18 protein-coding genes are annotated in these 19,499 nt (G+C 63.7%); 9 read left to right on the top strand and 9 right to left on the bottom strand.

Annotation, left to right across the window (positions count from 1 at the left end):
• Positions 1 to 19 precede the first annotated feature (19 nt).
• The 3 genes from dxs to FHS03_RS10895 are packed head-to-tail and all read right to left on the bottom strand — an operon-like array spanning position 20 to position 3,021.
• Positions 20 to 1,888 carry a 1-deoxy-D-xylulose-5-phosphate synthase gene (gene dxs / locus FHS03_RS10905; protein WP_183441003.1) on the bottom strand — a complete coding sequence of 623 codons (1,869 nt, stop codon included), beginning with the start codon at positions 1,886 to 1,888 and terminating at the stop codon, positions 20 to 22.
• The gene (locus FHS03_RS10900) at positions 1,889 to 2,779 is read right to left on the bottom strand and encodes a polyprenyl synthetase family protein (RefSeq protein WP_183441002.1); all 891 of its coding nucleotides are present in this window, start codon (positions 2,777 to 2,779) and stop codon (positions 1,889 to 1,891) included.
• Positions 2,776 to 3,021, bottom strand: coding sequence for an exodeoxyribonuclease VII small subunit (locus tag FHS03_RS10895; protein WP_229426175.1), 246 nt, complete (start codon positions 3,019 to 3,021; stop codon positions 2,776 to 2,778). Before FHS03_RS10895 ends, FHS03_RS10900 begins: the two co-directional genes overlap by 4 nt.
• A 351-nt stretch (positions 3,022 to 3,372) precedes the next feature.
• Here FHS03_RS10895 and FHS03_RS10890 point away from each other — a divergent pair, with 351 nt between their 5' ends.
• Genes FHS03_RS10890 through FHS03_RS10880 form a run of 3 tightly spaced genes read left to right on the top strand, consistent with a single transcriptional unit; the run spans position 3,373 to position 6,315 of the window.
• Positions 3,373 to 4,473, top strand: a complete 1,101-nt coding sequence (locus FHS03_RS10890) for an aromatic ring-hydroxylating oxygenase subunit alpha (RefSeq protein WP_183441000.1) — start codon at positions 3,373 to 3,375, stop codon at positions 4,471 to 4,473.
• 48 nt (positions 4,474 to 4,521) lie between these two features.
• Positions 4,522 to 5,445: a DMT family transporter gene (locus FHS03_RS10885; protein WP_183440999.1), complete on the top strand. Its 924-nt coding sequence runs from the start codon at positions 4,522 to 4,524 to the stop codon at positions 5,443 to 5,445.
• Positions 5,446 to 5,463: 18 nt separating this feature from the next.
• Positions 5,464 to 6,315 (top strand): sulfurtransferase, encoded by an 852-nt coding sequence (locus FHS03_RS10880; RefSeq protein WP_183440998.1) that lies wholly within the window; start codon positions 5,464 to 5,466, stop codon positions 6,313 to 6,315.
• A gap of 3 nt (positions 6,316 to 6,318) precedes the next feature.
• On the opposite strand, the gene FHS03_RS10875 is transcribed toward FHS03_RS10880, so the two are convergent.
• From FHS03_RS10875 to FHS03_RS10860, 4 genes are all read right to left on the bottom strand, one after another.
• Positions 6,319 to 6,582: a type II toxin-antitoxin system RelE/ParE family toxin gene (locus FHS03_RS10875; protein WP_371871657.1), complete on the bottom strand. Its 264-nt coding sequence runs from the start codon at positions 6,580 to 6,582 to the stop codon at positions 6,319 to 6,321.
• A 16-nt stretch (positions 6,583 to 6,598) separates the two neighbouring features.
• Positions 6,599 to 6,871, bottom strand: coding sequence for a hypothetical protein (locus tag FHS03_RS10870; protein ID WP_183440996.1), 273 nt, complete (start codon positions 6,869 to 6,871; stop codon positions 6,599 to 6,601).
• 158 nt (positions 6,872 to 7,029) lie between these two features.
• Positions 7,030 to 8,787, bottom strand: coding sequence for an ABC-F family ATP-binding cassette domain-containing protein (locus FHS03_RS10865; protein ID WP_183440995.1), 1,758 nt, complete (start codon positions 8,785 to 8,787; stop codon positions 7,030 to 7,032).
• Between the two features lie 238 nt (positions 8,788 to 9,025).
• On the bottom strand, positions 9,026 to 9,730 hold the full coding sequence (locus FHS03_RS10860; protein ID WP_050409415.1) for a ZIP family metal transporter: 705 nt from the start codon (positions 9,728 to 9,730) through the stop codon (positions 9,026 to 9,028).
• Here FHS03_RS10860 and FHS03_RS28635 point away from each other — a divergent pair.
• Complete coding sequence (locus tag FHS03_RS28635; protein WP_371871652.1) at positions 9,666 to 9,842, top strand: hypothetical protein; 177 nt, start codon at positions 9,666 to 9,668, stop codon at positions 9,840 to 9,842. The two genes, FHS03_RS10860 and FHS03_RS28635, sit on opposite strands and share 65 nt — an antisense overlap.
• Positions 9,843 to 9,904: 62 nt before the next feature.
• On the opposite strand, the gene FHS03_RS10855 is transcribed toward FHS03_RS28635, so the two are convergent.
• Both FHS03_RS10855 and polA read right to left on the bottom strand, forming a co-directional pair.
• Positions 9,905 to 10,780, bottom strand: a complete 876-nt coding sequence (locus tag FHS03_RS10855) for a dienelactone hydrolase family protein (protein WP_183440994.1) — start codon at positions 10,778 to 10,780, stop codon at positions 9,905 to 9,907.
• Positions 10,781 to 10,811: 31 nt separating this feature from the next.
• Positions 10,812 to 13,571, bottom strand: a complete 2,760-nt coding sequence (gene polA, locus FHS03_RS10850; RefSeq protein ID WP_183440993.1) for a DNA polymerase I — start codon at positions 13,569 to 13,571, stop codon at positions 10,812 to 10,814.
• Positions 13,572 to 13,826: 255 nt separating this feature from the next.
• Here polA and FHS03_RS10845 point away from each other — a divergent pair, with 255 nt between their 5' ends.
• The 5 genes from FHS03_RS10845 to FHS03_RS10825 are packed head-to-tail and all read left to right on the top strand — an operon-like array spanning position 13,827 to position 19,456.
• Positions 13,827 to 14,246: a hypothetical protein gene (locus FHS03_RS10845; RefSeq protein WP_150119127.1), complete on the top strand. Its 420-nt coding sequence runs from the start codon at positions 13,827 to 13,829 to the stop codon at positions 14,244 to 14,246.
• A 56-nt stretch (positions 14,247 to 14,302) separates the two neighbouring features.
• The gene (locus tag FHS03_RS10840) at positions 14,303 to 15,259 is read left to right on the top strand and encodes a homoserine kinase (protein ID WP_183440992.1); all 957 of its coding nucleotides are present in this window, start codon (positions 14,303 to 14,305) and stop codon (positions 15,257 to 15,259) included.
• 1 nt (position 15,260) lies between these two features.
• Positions 15,261 to 16,019, top strand: coding sequence for a BPSS1780 family membrane protein (locus FHS03_RS10835; RefSeq protein WP_183440991.1), 759 nt, complete (start codon positions 15,261 to 15,263; stop codon positions 16,017 to 16,019).
• Entirely contained in the window at positions 16,013 to 17,128 is a 1,116-nt protein-coding gene (locus FHS03_RS10830; RefSeq protein ID WP_183440990.1) for an acyltransferase family protein, read from the top strand. Before FHS03_RS10835 ends, FHS03_RS10830 begins: the two co-directional genes overlap by 7 nt.
• Positions 17,129 to 17,152: 24 nt before the next feature.
• Positions 17,153 to 19,456, top strand: a complete 2,304-nt coding sequence (locus FHS03_RS10825) for a UvrD-helicase domain-containing protein (protein WP_183440989.1) — start codon at positions 17,153 to 17,155, stop codon at positions 19,454 to 19,456.
• Positions 19,457 to 19,499: the final 43 nt, after the last annotated feature.

The following is a 19,499-nucleotide window of genomic DNA, read 5'->3' as shown; positions in this document are numbered from 1 at the left end:
TTGGGGGGGCTGAAAGAAATCAGCCGTTGTTCACCACCAGGCGCGGCTCCTCGCCGCCGCAGCGCTGGCGGATCGAGGCGGCGATACCGGCGGCGTCCAGGCCCACGCTGGCGAGCAGCTTGGCTGGGTCGCCATGGTCGATGAATTGGTCGGGCAGGCCCAGCATCAGCAGCGGTTTGACGATGCCCGCTTCGGCCAAGGCCTCGGCCACGGCGGCGCCGGCGCCGCCCATGATGCAGCCCTCTTCCACCGTCACCAGGTAGTCGTGCTCGGCGGCCAGTTGCTTGACCAGCGCCGCGTCCAGCGGCTTGACGAAGCGCATATTGGCCACGCTCGCATCGAGCTGCTCGGCCGCGCCCAGGCTCGGCGCCACCATCGAGCCGAAGGCCAGGATGGCGATCTTCTGGCCCTTGCGGCGCACTTCGCCCTTGCCGATTTCCAGCGAGGTCAGTGGCTGCTCGATGGCCGCGCCGACACCCGCGCCGCGCGGATAGCGCACGGCTGCCGGGCCGGGATAGTGGTAGGCCGTGGTCAGCATCTTGCGGCATTCGTTCTCGTCGGACGGCGCCATCACCACCATATTCGGGATGCAGCGCAGATAGGCCAGATCGTAGTTGCCGGCGTGGGTCGCGCCGTCGGCGCCCACCAGGCCGGCGCGGTCGAGGGCGAAGGTCACGTCCAGATTCTGCAGCGCGACGTCGTGGATCAGTTGATCGTAGGCGCGCTGCAGGAAGGTCGAATAAATCGCCACCACCGGCTTCAAGCCTTCGCAGGCCAGGCCGGCGCCGAAGGTCACGGCGTGCTGCTCGGCGATGCCGACGTCGAAGTAGCGATCGGGATACTGCTGGTCGAAGCGCACCATGCCCGAGCCTTCGCGCATGGCCGGCGTTATGCCGACCAGGGCCTTGTCCTGGGCCGCCATATCGCACAGCCAATTGCCGAACACTTCGGTGTAGGTGATCTTGGACGGCGGCGCGGGCTTGATGCCTTCGGCCGGATTGAACTTGCCGGTGCCGTGGTACAGGATAGGCTCGGCCTCGGCCAGCTTGTAGCCCTGGCCTTTTTTCGTCACCACGTGCAGGAACTGCGGGCCTTTGAGCTGGCGGATGTTCTGCAGCGTCGGAATCAGCGATTCGAGGTCATGGCCGTCGATCGGGCCGATGTAGTTGAAGCCGAATTCCTCGAACATGGTGGCTGGCACCACCATGCCTTTGGCGTGTTCTTCCAGGCGCTTGGCCAGCTCCAGCACGGGCGCGGGTAGCACCGACTTGCCGACGTTCTTGGCGGCGGCGTAGAACTGGCCCGACATCAGACGCGCCAGGTAGCGGTTCAAGGCGCCTACCGGCGGCGAGATCGACATATCGTTGTCGTTCAGGATTACCAGCAGGTTCAGGTCTTCCTGCACGCCGGCGTTGTTGAGCGCCTCGAAGGCCATGCCGGCGGTCATCGAGCCGTCGCCGATCACGGCGATGGCGTGGCGGTGCTCGCCCTTGATCTTGGCCGCCTGCGCCATGCCCAGCGCGGCCGAAATCGAGGTCGAGGAGTGGGCGGTGCCGAAGGTGTCGTATTCGCTTTCCACGCGGCGCGGGAAGCCGGAAATGCCGTCGCGCTGGCGCAGGGTGTGGAACTGTTCGCGGCGGCCGGTCAGGATCTTGTGCGAGTAGGTCTGATGGCCTACATCCCACACGATGCGGTCCTGCGGCGTGTTGAAGACGTAATGCAGGGCGATGGTCAGTTCCACCGTACCCAGGTTGGACGACAGGTGGCCGCCCGTTTTCGACACCGAATCGAGCAGGAAGCTGCGCAGCTCATGTGCCAGCGGCGTCAGTTGGTGGCGCTGCAGCTTGCGCAGGTCCGCCGGGATGTTGATGTTTTCAAGCAGTTTCATTTATGCCTTCCGCTGCACGATCAGATCCGCGAGTTCGCGTAAGCGCTGTGCATTGTCTCCGAATGGCGCGAGCGCAGCGTGCGCTTCGAGCCGCAGTTTTTCCGCCAGGGCTTGGGACGGTTCCAGGCCCAGGATGGAAACATAGGTAGGTTTGTTGTCGGCCGCGTCCTTGCCGGCCGTCTTGCCCAGGGTGGCCGAATCGGCCGTGGCGTCGAGGATATCGTCCACCACCTGGAAAGCCAGGCCGATGGCGCGCGAATAATCGTTCAGCGCTTGCAGCTCGGCCGCGTCGAGATCCTTGCCGGCCAGGGCGCCCAGTACCACCGAGGCGCGCAGCAGCGCGCCGGTTTTCAGCTGGTGCATCTGCTCCAGCTGCTCCAGCGTCAGGCTCAGGCCCACGCTGGCCAGGTCGATGGCCTGGCCGCCGCACATGCCGGCCGAACCGGCCGCCTGCGCCAGCAGGCGCAGCATGGCCACCTGGCGCGCCGGCGGCAGCGTGTCCGCCTCGGCCAGCACGGCAAAGGCCTGCGCCTGCAGGGCGTCGCCCACCAGCAGCGCGGTCGCCTCGTCGTAAGCGATATGCACGGTCGGTTTGCCGCGGCGCAGCGCGTCGTCGTCCATGCAGGGCATGTCGTCATGCACCAGGGAATAGGCGTGGATCATTTCCAGCGCCGCCGCCGCCCGGCTCAGGGCTGCCGCATCGGCGCCGAACAGATTGCCGGCGGCGTACACCAGCAATGGGCGCACGCGCTTGCCGCCGCCCAGCAGGGCGTAGCGCATGGCGTCGTGCAGTTTCTGCGGCAGCGCGGAGGCGGCCGGCAGGTAGGCCGACATATCGTTTTCCATGCCGGCCTGGATGGTCTTCATCCAATCCTGGAAGGCGGCACTCATGGCTGGCCCTCCTCATTGTCGGCGAAGGGCTTGAGCAGGTCGCCCTCCAGCACCTTGACCTGGGATTCCACCTTGTCCAACTGGCCGGCGCAGAATTTCACCAGCTCGGAACCGCGCGCATAAGCGGCGACGGACGCTTCCAGCGGCAGCTGGCCCGACTCCATCTGCGTCACCAGCTGCGCCAGTTCGGCCATGGCGTCCTCGAAGGAGGCCGGCGCCGCGGCAGCGGTGTCGTCATTCATTTTCTTAGGCATATGCATTCAATCGTTGTGGCTAGTCGGCACGATAAACCGGCTGGCTCAGTGTAGCCCGTTATTTTAGAACAAACTATCTGAATAGGTCGGAAAATGCGGAGCCCGCTGCAGGGAATTGCCGGGACCGGCCGCAATTCGCACTGGAATTCGGCGGCGGCGCCCCCATCTCGGGGCGGACAGCGGCATTTTACCCCGATTTTGGCCCAACTCCCCCGAAAACGCCGGGATTCGGGGTATAATCGCCGGTTCTGTCCGAAATACCGTTTCTAATCTCTGAATTCAGGTCTTTACGGATTCTGTCTCTTCTTGGTTGCAGTAATTTAATTAAGGGGGGTTGGGATGTCCGATCTGGGTACCCACGCCAAGCTAGCGCGTTCAAACGCGCAACTTCCGGTCACCGTCTATTTTGACGAAACGCTTCTGCAGCGTGAAATGCAGCAATTATTCAAGCAAGGCCCGCGCTATATCGGCCATGAGCTGATGATTCCGAATGCGGGCGATTTCATGACCGTGGCGTCGGAAAACGAGGGCCGCATGCTGGTGCGCAGCCCGGCCGGCATCGAACTGATGTCCAACATCTGCCGCCACCGCCAGGCGCTGATGTTCAATGGCCGCGGCAACAGCAATAACATCGTCTGCCCGCTGCACCGCTGGACCTACGATCTGAAGGGGGAGCTGATCGGCGCGCCGCACTTCCCCGACACGCCTTGCCTGAACCTGGCCAAGACCAAGCTGCAAAGCTGGAACGGCCTGCTGTTCGAGCAGAATGGCTACAATGTGATGGAAAAGCTGGGCAAGCTGTCCGTCACCAAGGATCTCGATTTCAGCGGCTATATGTTCGACCACGTCGAAATCCACGACTGCGACTACAACTGGAAGACTTTCATCGAAGTCTATCTGGAGGACTATCACGTCGAGCCTTTCCACCCGGGCCTGGGCAGCTTTGTCAGCTGCGACGACCTGCGCTGGGAATTCGGCGAGGATTACAGCGTGCAGACCGTGGGCGTGCATCGCGGCCTGCAGAAATCGGGCTCGCCGATTTACCAGCGCTGGCAGGAACAGGTGCTCAAGTTCCGCAACGGCGAACCGCCCCCCTACGGCGCGATCTGGCTGACGCTGTACCCGAACATCATGGTGGAATGGTATCCGCACGTGCTGATCGTCTCCACCCTGTGGCCGGACGGTCCGCAGCGCACCAAGAACGTGGTCGAGTTCTACTATCCGGAAGAAATCGTGCTGTTCGAGCGCGAATTCATCGAGGCCGAGCGGGCCGCCTACATGGAAACCTGCATCGAGGACGATGAGATCGGCCAGCGCATGGATGCCGGACGGCGCATCCTGATGCAGCGCGGCGAGAACGACGCCGGGCCGTACCAGTCGCCGATGGAAGACGGCATGCAGCACTTCCACGAGTGGTACCGCAGCAAGTTAGACGTATAAGAGTGGTCGAGTAGCACGGCCGCTTGGCGGCAGTAGAACAGGAATACGATGCAATCGCTTTGGATGTTATTTGCCAGTTTCATGTTTGCCGCCATGGGCGTCTGCGTCAAACTCGCTTCCGAAACCTTCTCCACCTCGGAGATCGTGATGTACCGGGGACTGGTCGGCATGACGGTCCTGTTCTGCATGATGCGCTTGCAGGGCGCCAGCTTCCGCACCACCATGCCCTTTGCCCACCTGTGGCGCGGCGTGGTGGGCGTGGTCTCGCTTTGGCTGTGGTTCTACGCCATCGCGCGCCTGCCGCTCGCCACCGCCATGACCCTCAATTACATGGCGCCGATCTGGATCGCCGTCTGGCTCTTCCTGCACGGCTGGTGGCACGCCAAGAACCATATCGAATGGCCGCTGATCGGCGCCGTCTTCATGAGCTTTATCGGCGTCACCCTGCTGCTGCAGCCGGCCTTCCATTCCAACCAGTTGTTCGAGGCGATGCTCGCGCTGTCGTCCAGCGTGCTGTCGGCCATGGCCTATATGCAGGTGCGCAAGCTGGGCCTGGCGGGCGAGCCGGAAGCGCGCGTGGTGTTCTTCTTTTCCATCACCAATTTCGTGGCCGGCATGGCGGGCCATATCGTGGAAGCGGGCAGCGGCCCGGTGGTCTGGCATGCGCCGGACAATGCGCGCGGCGCCCTGCTCCTGCTGGGCATCGGCCTGTGCGCCACCGCCGCGCAAGTGGCGATGACGCGCGCCTACCGCCTCGGCAACACCCTGGTGGTCGCCAATCTGCAATACAGCGGCATCGTGTTTTCCAGCTTCTGGGGCATCCTGGTCTTCAGCGACGTATTCAACTGGCATAGCTGGGCAGGCATCGGCATCATCCTGCTCTCCGGGATGGCCGCAACGTTCTACAATACGCGCAACACCGAACGCGGCAAGGCCATCGCCAAAACCGACCCTATCGCAAGTGAAGTCTGAATCCAAGGATAAGCTGCCATGCACACGACCCTGATTGACGCTTCCACCCTGTCGCAACACCTGACCGACCCGCACTGGGTCATTCTCGATTGCCGGCACGATCTGATGAATGCCGCCTGGGGACGCGACGTCTTCGCCGCCGGCCATATCCAGAACGCGCAATTCGCCGGCATCGACGACGACCTGTCCGGCGCCAAGCAAGGCGCCGACGGCCAGTTCCGCGGCCGCCATCCGCTGCCCGAACGGGCCAAACTGATTGAAACGCTGCGCGCCTGGGGCATCAACGACGACAGCCAGGTCGTCGCCTACGACGCCCACGGCGGCATGTACGCGGCCCGTCTGTGGTGGCTGCTGCGCTGGATCGGCCACTCCGCCGTCGCGGTGCTCGATGGCGGCCTGTCCGCCTGGCAAGCGCAAGGCCTGCCGCTAGTCACGCCCGTGGCATCCCGTCCGCAAGGCCAGATCGCCGAACGCCCGACGCTGACGCGCACCGTGTCGGTGGACGAGGTGGTGGCGAACCTGGCAAGCGGTCAGCAGACCGTGGTCGACGCCCGCGCCAACGACCGCTTCCGCGGCGAAAACGAGACCATCGACCCGGTCGGCGGCCACATTCCCGGCGCGCGCAACCGCTTCTTCAAGGACAATCTGCAAGCCGACGGCCGCTTCAAGAACGCCGAACAGCTCAAGCAGGACTTCGCCCCGCTGTTCGCATCGCCCGAAACGGCCATCATGCAATGCGGCTCCGGCGTCACCGCCTGCCACAACCTGCTGGCATTGGAGGTGGCCGGCCTGCACGGCGCCGCGCTCTACCCCGGCTCCTGGTCCGAATGGTGCGCCTCGCCAACCCGCCCAATCGCAACCGGCGCCTGAGAATTAGCGCTGACGTTGCCGGCTCCAGCGCAATATTCTGATTTCACCGCTGACGAGCCGGTATTCGATTGCATGCCCTGTAGCTGGTATGGCAAAGCGTCTCACGCCAGGCCGTGCGGTCAGCGTACCGATTCCCGGCTGCGCCGTCAGAGCGGCAATGGCGCGGTCAACGCGCGCCATCACCAGCTGCGCGGCGCCTGCATCTTCGTCTTGAATACGGATCATGGTCGCCTGAAGCGACCTTAGTGCGCTGGCAGACCAGCGCACCGCCAACCTTATTGGTTTAATCTTGTTGTTTGCCACGAGCTGCAAGCAGCCTGCGCGTTGTTTGCATTGCTTCTGTGTGAGAGTAGCTATCCCCCCGCTCGAACTCCTCGTCGGAACGCAGGCTGGCACGGACGCTTTCCTCGCACTCGGCAAAACCATCACGTAGCACGAAGCGCAGCATTGCCTTGGGTGTTCGGCCAGCCAACGCTGCCAAACGCTCCAAACGTTTCTGGTCAGCTTTCGAGAGACTCAGGATCGTTTCCTGGTCTGCGTCACTATTGATAGCCATATTCATTCCTAGGTGAATCTTCAGCTTAGCACACGAGAAATGCCGGCGCACTTGGCTCCGGCATACTAAGATCAAGGCCGCCGGATGGCCGTCCCGTCCGATCGGTGCCAGGCACCAAGGTGGACGGGACGGCCATCCGGCAGGCTCGGCTGCTGCGCTTAGGCGTCGAGGCCGAGCTGGCGGTTCAGGCTGGCCAGTTCGCTGCGCCATTGTTGCTGGCTGGCGGGCTTCTGGTGGCGCGGTTTGCGGGCCAGATCGGCGGCCAGCAACTCCTCCAGCTCGAAGAAGCGGGCCAGGAGTTGCTCTTCGCTTGTGGGCGTGGCTGGTGGCTCCTTGCTTTGCACCATCCCCGCTGCGGCTTGCGTAGTGGGACTATGCAGGCTCTCGCCGCCGAGGCGGCGATAGGCCGATTCGGCGTCCTGCCATTGCTCCAGGCGGCCCTCATGCACCACCCAGTAACAGTTGCAGGCTTGCTCGATCAGGTCGCGGTCGTGCGAGACCAGCAGGCAGCCGCCGGCGAAGCCTTGCAGCGCCGACGCCAGCTGCTGCTTGCCTTCCATGTCGAGGTGGTTGGTCGGCTCGTCCAGCAGCAGCAGGTGGTAGCTGGCCAGCGATAAGCCAAGGAACAGCAGGCGCGCGCGTTCGCCGCCGCTCAGGATGTCCACCTTCTGGCCGTGGCGGCTGTAGGGGAAGCCCGCCGCAATCAGCGACTGGCGCCGCGCCGCATCGCTGCGCGCGGCCACTTCCTCCGCTTGCGCGGCGAAGGGATAGAGCGCATCGGACAGGCTGGCGTTGCCGGCCAACTGCTGCAGGTTCTGGTCGTAGTAGCCGATGTTCGCCGTGGGATGGCAGCGCATGCCTGCCAGCTCGTTTTGCGTTTGCAGCGCGCCCCAGCATTGACGCAGCAAGGAAGATTTGCCGCTGCCGTTGGCGCCCAGCAGCGCCACGCGTTCGCCGGGACGGATCACCAGATGCTCGACTTCGTACAGCACCGGCGCGCCAGGCGCGGGCCGCACCGGCATGTTTTCCAGCGCCAGCAACTGGTCCGCGGCCATCGCCTTGCCGCGCAAACTCAGCGTCCATGGCGCGCCATCGCTGACGAAGGTTTGCTCCTCCTTCAGCCGCTCGGCGCGCCGCTGCATGGTCTTGGCCTTGCGCGCCAGATCCTCGTTGTCGTAAGTGCGGCCCCAGATGGCCAGGCGATGGCTACTGGCCTCGATGCGGTCGATCTCCTTCTGCTCGGCGCTGCGGCGCGCGGCGTTAGCGGCATCCTGCTCAGCCAGCGCGGCCAGCGCCTGGCCGCAAGCCAGGTCGAAGCTGTACAGGCGGCGGTCGCGCAGCACCCAGGTCTTGCGCGTGGCATTGTCCAGCAGACGCTGGTCGTGCGAAACCAGGATGAAGGCGCCGCGCCAGCGCGCCAGGAATTGTTCCAGCCAGAGCAGCGACGGCAGGTCGAGGTGGTTGCTTGGTTCGTCCAGCAGCAGCACATTCGGCTCGTGCAGCAGGGCGCGCGCCAGCAGCAGGCGGGTATGCTGTCCGCCGGACAGGGATTGGACCGGCAGCTGCGCCGTGGCGCCGCTGATGCCCAGCTCTTCGAGCAGGCTATCGATGCGCCACTGCTGCTCCGGCGCGTCGGCCAGCGCCGCTTGCAGGGCTTGGTACAGGCTCAGTTCCGCCATGTCCGGCGGCAGGTGCTGTTCGACGTGCTGCAGGCGGCAGGTGCGCGCCATGTGGATCAGGCCCGCGCTGGCTTCGCGCGTGCCGGCCAAGAGGCCAAGCAAGGTGGATTTGCCGCAGCCGTTGTGGCCCACGAGGCCGATGCGGTCGCCCTGGCTGAGGGTAAAGGAAAGGTCTTGGAACAGCAAACCATGGTTCGCGTCCAGTTGCAGTGCATTGGTAGAGATAAGGGTAGTCATTGCTCTTGTCTTTCGTCGGGATGCAAGCATCCGCGTTAACAGGAGCGCTAACGATACGAGCCGTGAACTGACTCTATGGAAGGGAGTAAAGCTCTTGGCCTTGTTATCGCAGCGCGATGGAACGAGGGCAAGAGCGGCTCAGTGTGGAATACTGGCGCGCGCTGAACAGAGCAGCAAGCGGGTTATGACTCATGATTTACCTCCTTTCTTTTCTGTGCAAACCGCTACGGCTTGCGGGTTAATGACGGTGCGCCGTCAGGAACAGCACGATGCACACGCCCAGGGCGATCAGCAGCACCTGGGGAATGGTTTCGCGCAAGGTGGCGCGGCGCTGCATCTGCGGCATCAGATCGCTGACGGCGATATAGATAAAGCCGGACGATGCAAACACCAGCACATACGGTATCAGATTGCTGGCGCGGTCCAGGGTGTAATAGCCCAGCAGGCCGCCGGCCACCGCCAGCAGACTGCATAAGAGGTTGTACACATAGGCGCGCGCGCGCGAGAAGCCCGCGTTCAGCAGCACGATGAAGTCGCCGATCTCCTGCGGAATCTCGTGCGCGATGATGGCCAGGCCGGTGACGATGCCCAGTCCCGGATCGGCCAGGAAGGCAGCGGCGATCAGGATGCCATCGGTGAAGTTGTGCATGCCGTCGCCGACCAGGATCATCCAGCCCGCCTTGCCGGCTTCGCGCTTGTCGTGGCCGTGGGCGTGGTGATGGCCGTCGTGCTCATGGTGGTGCGAGTGGCGCAGAATGGCCAGCTTTTCCAGCATGAAGAAGGCCAGCAGGCCGCCCAGCAGGGTGGCGAACAGGGTGTGCGTATCGGCGCCGGATTCAAAGGCTTCGGGCAGGGCGTGCAGCAGGGAAGTGGACAGCATGATGCCAACCGACAGGCTGACCATGCGCTCGACGACCTTGGACAGCAGCGTAAACGAGAAGATCGCCGCCGCCGAAATGCTGACTACACCGGCGATGGTAGTCGCCAGCAGAATGGAAATAAGAGTTGGATCGATTTTGGAACCTCTTTGCCTTGCCCACCGCCTTGAAGCCTAAAAAGCGGCGTAAACCGGACATTGTAACCCCCTGCCCGGTTTCCTGCTCATTCAGCCCAGACTTCAGACCACGCCGTTGGCCTTGAACCAGGCCAGCGCGCGCGCCCAGCCGTCCTTCGCATCGGCCGCCACATAGCTGGGCCGGTAGTCGGCATGGAAGGCGTGGCCGGAGTTCGGATAGACCACAAACTCGGACTTGCTGCTGCCTTTCGCCAGCGCCGCCTTCATCTGCTCGATGGTTTCCAGCGGAATGCCCTGGTCCTTGGCGCCATACAGGCCAAGGATATTCGCTTTTAGACTTGCGGCCACGTCGACCGGATGCCTGGGATAGACGGCGTGGGTTTCCCCAGTCAGCCGCCCGTACCAGGCCACACCGGCCTTGATCTTAGGATTGTGCGCCGCGTACATCCAGGTGATGCGCCCGCCCCAGCAAAAGCCCGTGATGGCCAGGCGATTCAAGTCGCCGCCGTTCTTGCCGGCCCATGCCACCACCGCGTCCAGATCGGCGAAGACTTCGCTGTCCGGCGTGTTGGCGATGATGTTCTTGATCAGGTCCGCCACATTCGGCGCGTTCTTCACGTCGCCATGGCGCACGAACAGCTCGGGCGCCAGCGCCAGATAGCCTTCCTTGGCAAAGCGGCGCGCCACGTCGGCGATATGCTCATGCACGCCGAAGATTTCGGAAATCACCAGCACCACCGGCAGGCCGGTCTTGCCGGCGGGCTGGGCGCGGTACACCGGCACGTCCGTCCCCGCCACCTTGATGGTGACGACACCAGCCTCCAGTCCCGCACTGTCGGTCTTGATCACGTTCTGCGCCACCACCGGCAGCGCGGCCGCGGCAAAGCTCGTGCCGACCGGCGCCTTGATGAAATCGCGCCGATCCATGCCTTCGGCTTCACCGATCAGTCCTTGCGCGTCTTTATAAAAATCGTTCATTCAAACTTCCCTCCCAATGAGTGAAACCTGATTAATGCGCCTCGTCCCAGTTGCGGCCCACGCCCACTTCAGCCAGCAGCGGCACCTTCAACTCGGCCACGCCGGCCATCAGCTGCGGCAGTTTTTCCTTGACCAGGGCCAGCTCCGCGTCCGGCACTTCCAGCACCAGTTCATCGTGCACCTGCATGATCATGCGGGTTTTCAGACCTTCTTTTTCCAGCCAGCCCTGCACGGCGATCATGGCCAGCTTGATCAGGTCCGCCGCCGTGCCCTGCATCGGCGCATTGATCGCCGCGCGCTCGGCCGCCTGGCGGCGCGGGCCGTTCGGCGAATTGATCTCGGGCAGCCACAGGCGGCGGCCGAAGACGGTTTCCACATAGCCCTTGGCCTTGGCCTGCAGGCGGGTGTCGTCCATATACTGCTTCACGCCGGAGAAGCGGGCGAAGTAGCGGTCGATGTAGTTCTGCGCGGCGGCGCGGTCGATGCCCAGGTTCGAGGCCAGGCCGAAGGCGCTCATGCCGTAGATCAGGCCAAAGTTGATCACCTTGGCGTAGCGGCGCTGCTCGGCCTGCACATCGGCCGGCGCGATGCCGAAGATTTCGGCCGCCGTGGCGCGGTGGATGTCCTCCCCTTCCGCGAAGGCGCGCAACATCGCCTCGTCGCCCGAGATGTGGGCCATGATGCGCAGCTCGATCTGCGAATAGTCGGCCGAGACGATATGGCTGCCGGCCGGCGCGACGAAGGCTTCGCGGATGCGGCGGCCTTCGGCGGTGCGGATCGGGATGTTCTGCAGGTTCGGGTCGTTGGAGGCCAGGCGCCCCGTCACCGCCACCGCCTGCGCGTAATTGGTGTGCACGCGGCCCGTCATGGCGTTGATCATCTTCGGCAGCTTGTCGGTATAGGTCGACTTGAGCTTGGCCATGCCGCGGTATTCCAGCAGGACTTTCGGCAGCGGATAATCCTCGGCCAACTTTTGCAGCACTTCCTCATCGGTGGACGGCGCGCCGCTCGGGGTCTTTTTCACCACCGGCAGTTTCAGCTTCTGGAAGAAAATTTCGCCGATCTGCTTGGGCGACCCCAGATTGAAGGGCTGCTCGGCCAGTTCATAGGCTTTCTGCTCCAGCTCCTGAATGCGCTTGCCCAGCTCCTGCGACTGCGTATCGAGCAGGGCGGCGTCGATCAGCACGCCATTGCGCTCGATCTTCTGCAGCACCACGGCGGTCGGCAGCTCGATACTGTTGTAGACGCGGGTCAGGCCTTCGTCCAGCGTGACCTGGCCGTGCATGGCTTGGTGCAGGCGCAGCGTAATGTCGGCGTCTTCGGCCGCGTATTCGGTGGCGCGCGCGATCTCGACCTGGTCGAAGCCGATCTGGCTGGCGCCCTTGCCGCACACTTCCTCGAAAGCGATGGTCTTGTGGTTCAGGTGGCGCATGGCCAGGCTGTCCATATCGTGCGTGCGGTGCGATTCGAAGACATAGGATTGCAGCAGGGTGTCATGCACGATGCCGCGCAGCTGCACGCCGTGGTTGGCGAAGATGTGCGCGTCGTATTTCAGGTTCTGGCCCAGCTTGGCCTTGCCGGCGTCTTCCAGCCATGGCTTCAATTTGGACAGCACCAGTTCGCGCGACAGCTGCTCCGGCACACCGGCATAGCTGTGCGCCATCGGGATATAGCAGGCGTGGCCCGGCTCGGTGCACAGGGAAATGCCCACCATCTGCGCTGTCATCGGGTCCAGCGAGGTGGTTTCGGTATCGACGGCGCTCAGTTCCGCTTTATCGATGCGCGCGATCCATTCGTCGAGCTGGGCTTCGGTCAGCACGGTTTCATAATTGATGCTGGCCGGCGCCACGGCGGCGGCGAACATATCGCCGGTCATGCCTTCGGGCGCGGCGGCGGCCGGCGAGGCGACGGCGCCTGGCGCGGCCGGCGTCATGGCGCCCAGTTCGCGCAGCAAGGTCTTGAAGCCGTATTTGCTGAAGAAGGCCAGCAGCAGCTCGCGGTCCTCGCCCTTGGCGATCAGCGATTCGGAGATCGACATCATATGCTGGCTCAGGTCGCAGTCGGTCTTCACCGTGATCAGCTCGCGGCCGCGCGGCAGCCATTCCAGCGCCTCGCGCAGATTGCCGCCGACGGCGCCGGTGATCTTGTCGGCATTCGCCATCACGCCATCCAGGCTGTCGTACAAACCAAGCCATTTGAGCGCCGTCTTCGGGCCGCATTTGTTCACGCCGGGCACGTTGTCGACGGTGTCGCCGATCAGGGTCAGGTAGTCGATGATGCGGTTGGGCGGCACGCCGAACTTGGCCAGCACGCCCGCTTCGTCCAGCTTCTCGTTGGTCATGGTGTTGATCAGCATGACCTTGGGCGTGACCAATTGGGCCAGATCCTTGTCGCCGGTGGAGATGATGACGTCCATGCCGGCTTTTTCCGCTTCCACCGACAAGGTGCCGATCACGTCGTCGGCCTCCACGCCTTCGACCATCAGGATCGGCCAGCCCATGGCGCGCACCGCCTCGTGGATCGGCTCGATCTGCAAAGCCAGGTCGGGCGGCATCGAGGCGCGCGTCGCCTTGTACTCAGGGTACATATCATCGCGGAAGGTCTTGCCCTTGGCGTCGAAGACGCAGGCGATATAGGCGGCGGGGAAGTCGGCGCGCAGGCGGCGCAGCATATTGACCATGCCGTGCATGGCGCCGGTCGGATAGCCGTCGGCGCTGCGCAGGTCGGGCAGCGCGTGGAAAGCGCGGTAAAGATAGCTGGAACCGTCAACCAGCAACAGGGTCTTTTGCATAAATGGCTATGAAGTAGGGCTGGCCGCGCGAGCGCGCGGCCGGCACGGAATGGGGTGAGTGCTGCATTATCGCAGAGTTTTGCCCCGGACCTGAACGCCAGGACAAGGTTCCCGAAAAGACAACAATGCCGGATCGGCACGGGCAGACGGCCCGTGCCCGGCCGCGTTTTTTCGCTTTTAAAACAGGGAAGCGTGTCTGTTTGTTACAATGGCCCATAATAAGAATCCATGCGTTTCCCTTGAGGACTTGTCATCATGCGTACTTCGAATATCTGCTCCCTTCTGTTCATTGCCCTGCTGGGCCATGCCGCCATTGCTTCCGCCCAGACGACGCCAAGCCAGGCGCCGCCGAAGCTGGAAAAAATCGAGGAAGTGGATAATCCGGTCACGGTGACGGCCAATCCGGGCAACGAAAAGAAAATCACGGAAAAACGTGAAGGCGGCCGCGTGACCGAAGCCAAGGTCAAAAGCGGCAAGAGCAGCTATACCCTGAAACCGAATACCCCGGTGGGCACGGCTCTGCCAGGCGACCTTGCGGGACGCGAATCACGCGGCGCGCAATGGACCGTCATGGAGTTCGATGTGGCCAAGAAGAAGAAACAACGCAGCGAGGACCGCGCCAACGCCCCCGATGAGGCGCCGGCGCCGCCTCCGCCGCCTCCGGCCACCCGCTGAGCAAAGCCCGGCCACGCCGGGCTTTGCCTAACCCTTGCACACTAATCTGGTTTCCCATGGCAGTTTTTACCCCGGTCAGTCTGGATGATGTCGGCCAGTGGATCACGCAATTCCCCCTCGGCCAAGCAACTGCGCTGAAAGGCATTGCCTCCGGCATCGAAAATAGCAACTTCTTCCTGAGTACCGAAGCAGGCGAGTATGTGCTCACCATCTTCGAGAACCTGAGTTTCGAACAACTGCCCTTTTACCTGCAGCTGATGCGCCACCTGGCGCAGCACGGCGTGCTGGTGCCCGCCCCGGTCGCCAACGAGCAGGGCGAGTTATGCGTGGCCCTGCACGGCAAGCCCGCCAGCATCGTCAGCAAGCTCGAAGGCAGCTCCCAGATGGCCCCGCAGCCGGTGCACTGCGCCGCCGTCGGCGCCATGCTGGCAAAAATGCATCTGGCTGGACGCGACTTCCCGCTGCGGCAGCCGAATCTGCGCGGCCTGTCCTGGTGGCGCGAGACCGCGCCCCAGCTGCTGCCCGTGATCAGCGCCGCCGAAGCCAGCCTGCTGCACGACGAGATGCAGTTCCAGGAAGCGTTTGCCGCCGGCGCCACCTACGCGCGGTTGCAAGCCGGCCCGGTGCATGCTGACCTGTTCCGCAACAACGTGATGTTCGACGGCGAACGTCTGACCGGCTTCTTCGACTTTTATTTTGCCGGTTGCGACACCTGGCTGTTCGACGTCGCCGTCACCGTCAACGACTGGTGCATAGACCTCGACAGCGGCGTGCTCGATGCGGCGCGCGTGCGCGCCATGCTCGATGCCTACCACGCCGTGCGTCCGTTCACGACCGACGAGCAAGCCGCCTGGCAGCCCATGCTGCGCGCCGCCGCGCTGCGCTTCTGGCTGTCGCGCCTGTATGATCTGCATAAGCCGCGCGAGGCGGAAATTCTGACCCCGCACGATCCGACCCACTTTGAACGCATTCTGCGCGAGCGGATTGCCACGCCCGCACCACAACTTTATTAAGATGACTAATCTGCCCGCACTCACCGGATGGCATTGGGTTAAAGACGGCTTCGCGCTGTTCCGCCAGCAGCCCGGCGGCATGTTCATCCCCTTCCTCGGCTATCTGCTGTGCCAGGTGGCCGTGCTGATCCTGCCCCAGCCTCTGGGATTGCTGGTGGCGCTGCTGCTGCCGGCCGTGTCGATCGGCTTCATGCAAGCCTGCGCCGACATCGAACAGGGCAAGCGCGTGCTGCCGGCCGTGATCCAGAGCGGCTTCCGCAAACCGGCCTTCCCCAAGCTGGTGGTGTTGGGCGTGCTGCACCTGGTGGCCATCCTGATCGCCGTCATCGTGGTCTTCGTCACCAACGGCGAGTTGGTGGACCAGCTGCGCAACGCCGATCCGGCCGCGCCGCAGATCCAGATGAGCAACGGCATGGCCGCTTCCATCCTGCTCGGCTTCGTGGTCTACATCCCGGCCGCCATGGGCCTGTTCTTCAGCGGCCCGCTGATTTACTGGAAGCAGATGTCGGTCGGCAAAGCCATCTTCTTCAGCTTCTTCGCCGTGCTGCGCGCCTGGCGTCCCTGCGTCGTCTTCCTGCTCAGCTGGGCCGGCATCGCCATGGTGGTCAGCCTGGTGCGCATCGCCCTGCTCGGCCTGGGCACCTTCGGCGCCCTGCTGATGCAAATTCCCGTGATGATCGTGGCGCTGGTGCTGCAATGCTCGCTCTACGTCAGCTACCGCCAGATCTTCAACTCGCCCAATCAGGAAACGGAATGCTGAACCGGGGTTCGGCACGCTCGCTGGAAGCGGCCACCGGCGCGCATGACAATGGTTTCAACCTGGTGCGCCTCATTGCCGCCCTGGCCGTCGTGGTCTTCCACGCCTGGCAACTGAACCGACTGGCGCCCATGCCAGACCCACTGAGCCGGATGATGGCGCCGGTGACGGACCTGGGCAACGTGGCGGTGGGCGTGTTCTTCCTGATCAGCGGCATCTTCGTGTCGAAAAGCTGGCTGCGCGATCCGCATCTGCTGCGCTTCACGCTGCGCCGCGTCGTGCGCATCGTCCCCGCGCTCTTCATCTGCCTGCTCCTTACCACGACCCTGGCACTGGCCTTCCATTCCGTCCAAGGGCTGGCCGGCCTGTTCGACGGCGCGACCTGGCGCTACATTCTCGGCAACGCCAGCCTGCATGGCCTGCGCTATATCATCCCGCCGAATGAGCTGACGATTCCCGGCGTGCTGGAAGGCCGTCCGCTGAACGGTTCCTTGTGGACGCTGTATTGGGAAGCGCGCATGTATATCGTGCTCGGTCTGCTGGGCGTGGCCGCCATCGCGCCCATGCGCTGGTGGCTGATGAGCATGTCCGTGGTCCTGCTTTTGAGCACCCAGCTCTTCCCCTCCGTATTGAGCGGCTACATCTGGGAAGTGCCGATGTGGTCCCTGTTCCTGACGGGCGTCCTGCTGCAGACCTTGTCGCGGCATCTGCGCTTTGGCTTTGCCCCGGTGGCGGTAGCCGCCATCCTGCTGGCGCTGAACTGGACGCGCAACCAGGCACTGACGCCAAGCGGTCTGACGCTGGTGGGAATTTACCTGGCCGCCGGCGCGCTGGCCTTATGGCTGGGCAGCGCCCGGCCGCGCGGCCTGGCCCACATCCAGAAGCATGACTATTCCTATAGCATTTACATCTACCACTGGCCGGTCATGAGCATGTTGGCGGCCAGCCTGCCACCCAGCGTCGGCGCCAAGACCCTGCTTGGCCTGACCGTGGCGCTGACCTTCCTGTGCGCGGCCTGCAGCTGGCATTGCGTTGAAGCGCCGGCCATGCGCCTGCTGCGGCGCAAGCTGGCGCGCCACGGCGGCGAAACCAGCCTGCGCGCCGCCGCCTGAGGGGCATCCCGGTATAATCACGGGATGCAAAATCTCCTCCACAACCTCAATCCCGAACAACTTGCCGCCGTCACCCTGCCGCCCCAGAACGCCCTGATTCTGGCGGGCGCGGGGTCCGGCAAAACGCGCGTGCTGACCACCCGCATCGCGTGGCTGATCCAGACCGGCCAGGTATCGCCGGCTGGCGTGCTGGCCGTGACCTTTACCAATAAGGCGGCCAAGGAAATGCTGGCCCGCCTGTCGGCCATGTTGCCCATCAATACACGCGGCATGTGGGTCGGCACCTTCCACGGCCTGTGTAACCGCCTGCTGCGCACCCACTACCGCGACGCCGCCCTGCCCCAGACTTTCCAGATCCTCGATTCCCAGGACCAGCTCTCGGTCATCAAGCGTCTGCTCAAAGCCAACAATGTCGACGATGAAAAGTACCCGGCCAAAAACCTGATGTACTTCATCAACAACAACAAGGACCAGGGCTTGCGCGCCAAGGACGTCGACGCCTACGACGCCACCGAGCGCAAAATGGTCGAGCTGTACGATCTGTACGACGAGCAGTGCCAGCGCGAGGGCGTGGTCGATTTTGCCGAACTGCTGCTGCGCACCTATGAGCTCTTGAGCCGCAACCAGCCGCTGCGCGAACACTACCAGCTGCGCTTCCGTCACATCCTGGTCGACGAGTTCCAGGATACCAATGACCTGCAGTACAAGTGGCTCAAGCTGATGTCCGGCCACGGCAGCGCGGCCGGCGGCGCCCTGTTCGCCGTGGGCGACGACGACCAGAGCATCTACGCCTTCCGCGGCGCCAATGTCGGCAATATGAGCGCCTTCGAGCGCGAGTTCCAGGTCAAGAACCTGATCAAGCTGGAACAGAACTACCGCTCGCACGGCCATATCCTGGACGCGGCGAATATGCTGATCTCGAATAACAGCCGGCGCCTGGGCAAGAACCTGCGCACCGATGCCGGTCATGGCGAGCAGGTACGCGTCTACGAAGCCAGCTCCGACCTGCAGGAAGCCCAGTGGATCATCGAAGAGTCGAAATCGCTGATCAACGAAGGCACCTCGCGCAGCGAGATCGCGGTGCTGTACCGCTCCAATGCGCAATCGCGCGTGATCGAGCATGCGCTGTTCTCGGCCGGCATTCCCTACCATGTGTACGGCGGCCTGCGCTACTTCCAGCGCGCCGAGGTCAAACACGCCATCGCCTACCTGCAGCTGATGGACAATCCGCACAATGATTCGGCCTTCCTGCGTGTGGTGAATTTCCCGGCGCGCGGCATCGGCGCGCGCACCATCGAGCAGTTGCAGGGCGCGGCCGAGCAGTATGGCATCTCGCTGTACGCGGCGGTACCGTACATGGTCGGCAAGGCCGGCACCTCGCTGGGCGGCTTCGTCAAGATGGTCGAAGGCATGCGCTTCGAGACCCAGCAGATGGCGCTGCCCGAGCTGGTGCGCATCGTCCTTGACGGCAGCGGCCTGCTGCAGCACTACCAGGGCGAAAAGGAAGGCGCCGACCGCGTCGAAAACTTGGAGCAGATGGTCAGTGCGGCCACCCAGTTCGTGTCCGAGGAAGGGTATGGGCAAGGCGCGCCCGCCCACCTCGGCCCGCAGGCCCAGGCGCAAGCGGGCAACGCCATCGTCAGCGCGGACGGTGTCGAAATCATCGACGCCGATGCGCCGCTGGCCACCGTGATGTCGCCGCTATCGGCCTTCCTCTCGCACGCCTCGCTCGAAGCGGGCGACAACCAGGCGCAAGCCGGCCAGGAAGCGCTGCAGCTGATGACGGTGCACTCGGCCAAGGGTCTGGAATTCGACAACGTCTTCATCACCGGCCTGGAAGAAGGCCTATTCCCGCACGAGAGCAGTTCGAAGGAAGACGGCGGCGTCGAAGAAGAACGGCGCCTGATGTACGTGGCGATCACGCGCGCGCGCCAGCGGCTCTACATGTGCTTCTCGCAGACGCGCATGCTGCACGGCCAGACCCGCTACAACATGAAATCGCGCTTCTTCGACGAACTGCCGGAGGAATCGCTGAAATGGCTGTCGCCGAAAGTGCAGTCGCACTGGTTCGCCAACAAGAAATCCGCCTGGGACGAAGCGCCGCTGGCCGGCAGCGACAACGCCATCGCCCGTCAAATCGCCCAGAAATCGAGTGGTGGCAGCGGCTGGCGCATTGGTGAATCGGTGGCCCACGCCAAATTCGGCGAAGGCGTCATCGTCAATCTGGAAGGCAGCGGCAGCAACTGCCGCGCCCAGATCAACTTCGGCAACGTCGGCATGAAAGTGCTCGACCTCAGCGTCGCCAAGCTCGACCGCCTCCCCCGCTAAGGTTTGCGCTGCATCAAACAATGTCCACCCTGGTGTCAGGCAC

It is taken from the genome of Pseudoduganella violacea, assembly GCF_014191875.1.
Classification (GTDB): domain Bacteria; phylum Pseudomonadota; class Gammaproteobacteria; order Burkholderiales; family Burkholderiaceae_D; genus Rugamonas; species Rugamonas violacea_A.
Note: the sequence above shows the minus strand (reverse complement) of the source record. Positions and strands in the feature narration are given on the sequence as shown.

What these genes read in the sequence shown, in the direction of transcription:
- dxs (WP_183441003.1), bottom strand. Translation starts at nt 1,888, where the DNA reads ATGAAACTGCTTGAAAACATCAACATCCCGGCGGACCTGCGCAAGCTG.
- FHS03_RS10900 (WP_183441002.1), bottom strand. Translation starts at nt 2,779, where the DNA reads ATGAGTGCCGCCTTCCAGGATTGGATGAAGACCATCCAGGCCGGCATG.
- FHS03_RS10895 (WP_229426175.1), bottom strand. Translation starts at nt 3,021, where the DNA reads ATGAATGACGACACCGCTGCCGCGGCGCCGGCCTCCTTCGAGGACGCC.
- FHS03_RS10890 (WP_183441000.1), top strand. Translation starts at nt 3,373, where the DNA reads ATGTCCGATCTGGGTACCCACGCCAAGCTAGCGCGTTCAAACGCGCAA.
- FHS03_RS10885 (WP_183440999.1), top strand. Translation starts at nt 4,522, where the DNA reads ATGCAATCGCTTTGGATGTTATTTGCCAGTTTCATGTTTGCCGCCATG.
- FHS03_RS10880 (WP_183440998.1), top strand. Translation starts at nt 5,464, where the DNA reads ATGCACACGACCCTGATTGACGCTTCCACCCTGTCGCAACACCTGACC.
- FHS03_RS10870 (WP_183440996.1), bottom strand. Translation starts at nt 6,871, where the DNA reads ATGGCTATCAATAGTGACGCAGACCAGGAAACGATCCTGAGTCTCTCG.
- FHS03_RS10865 (WP_183440995.1), bottom strand. Translation starts at nt 8,787, where the DNA reads ATGACTACCCTTATCTCTACCAATGCACTGCAACTGGACGCGAACCAT.
- FHS03_RS28635 (WP_371871652.1), top strand. Translation starts at nt 9,666, where the DNA reads ATGATGCCAACCGACAGGCTGACCATGCGCTCGACGACCTTGGACAGC.
- FHS03_RS10855 (WP_183440994.1), bottom strand. Translation starts at nt 10,780, where the DNA reads ATGAACGATTTTTATAAAGACGCGCAAGGACTGATCGGTGAAGCCGAA.
- polA (WP_183440993.1), bottom strand. Translation starts at nt 13,571, where the DNA reads ATGCAAAAGACCCTGTTGCTGGTTGACGGTTCCAGCTATCTTTACCGC.
- FHS03_RS10845 (WP_150119127.1), top strand. Translation starts at nt 13,827, where the DNA reads ATGCGTACTTCGAATATCTGCTCCCTTCTGTTCATTGCCCTGCTGGGC.
- FHS03_RS10840 (WP_183440992.1), top strand. Translation starts at nt 14,303, where the DNA reads ATGGCAGTTTTTACCCCGGTCAGTCTGGATGATGTCGGCCAGTGGATC.
- FHS03_RS10835 (WP_183440991.1), top strand. Translation starts at nt 15,261, where the DNA reads ATGACTAATCTGCCCGCACTCACCGGATGGCATTGGGTTAAAGACGGC.
- FHS03_RS10830 (WP_183440990.1), top strand. Translation starts at nt 16,013, where the DNA reads ATGCTGAACCGGGGTTCGGCACGCTCGCTGGAAGCGGCCACCGGCGCG.
- FHS03_RS10825 (WP_183440989.1), top strand. Translation starts at nt 17,153, where the DNA reads ATGCAAAATCTCCTCCACAACCTCAATCCCGAACAACTTGCCGCCGTC.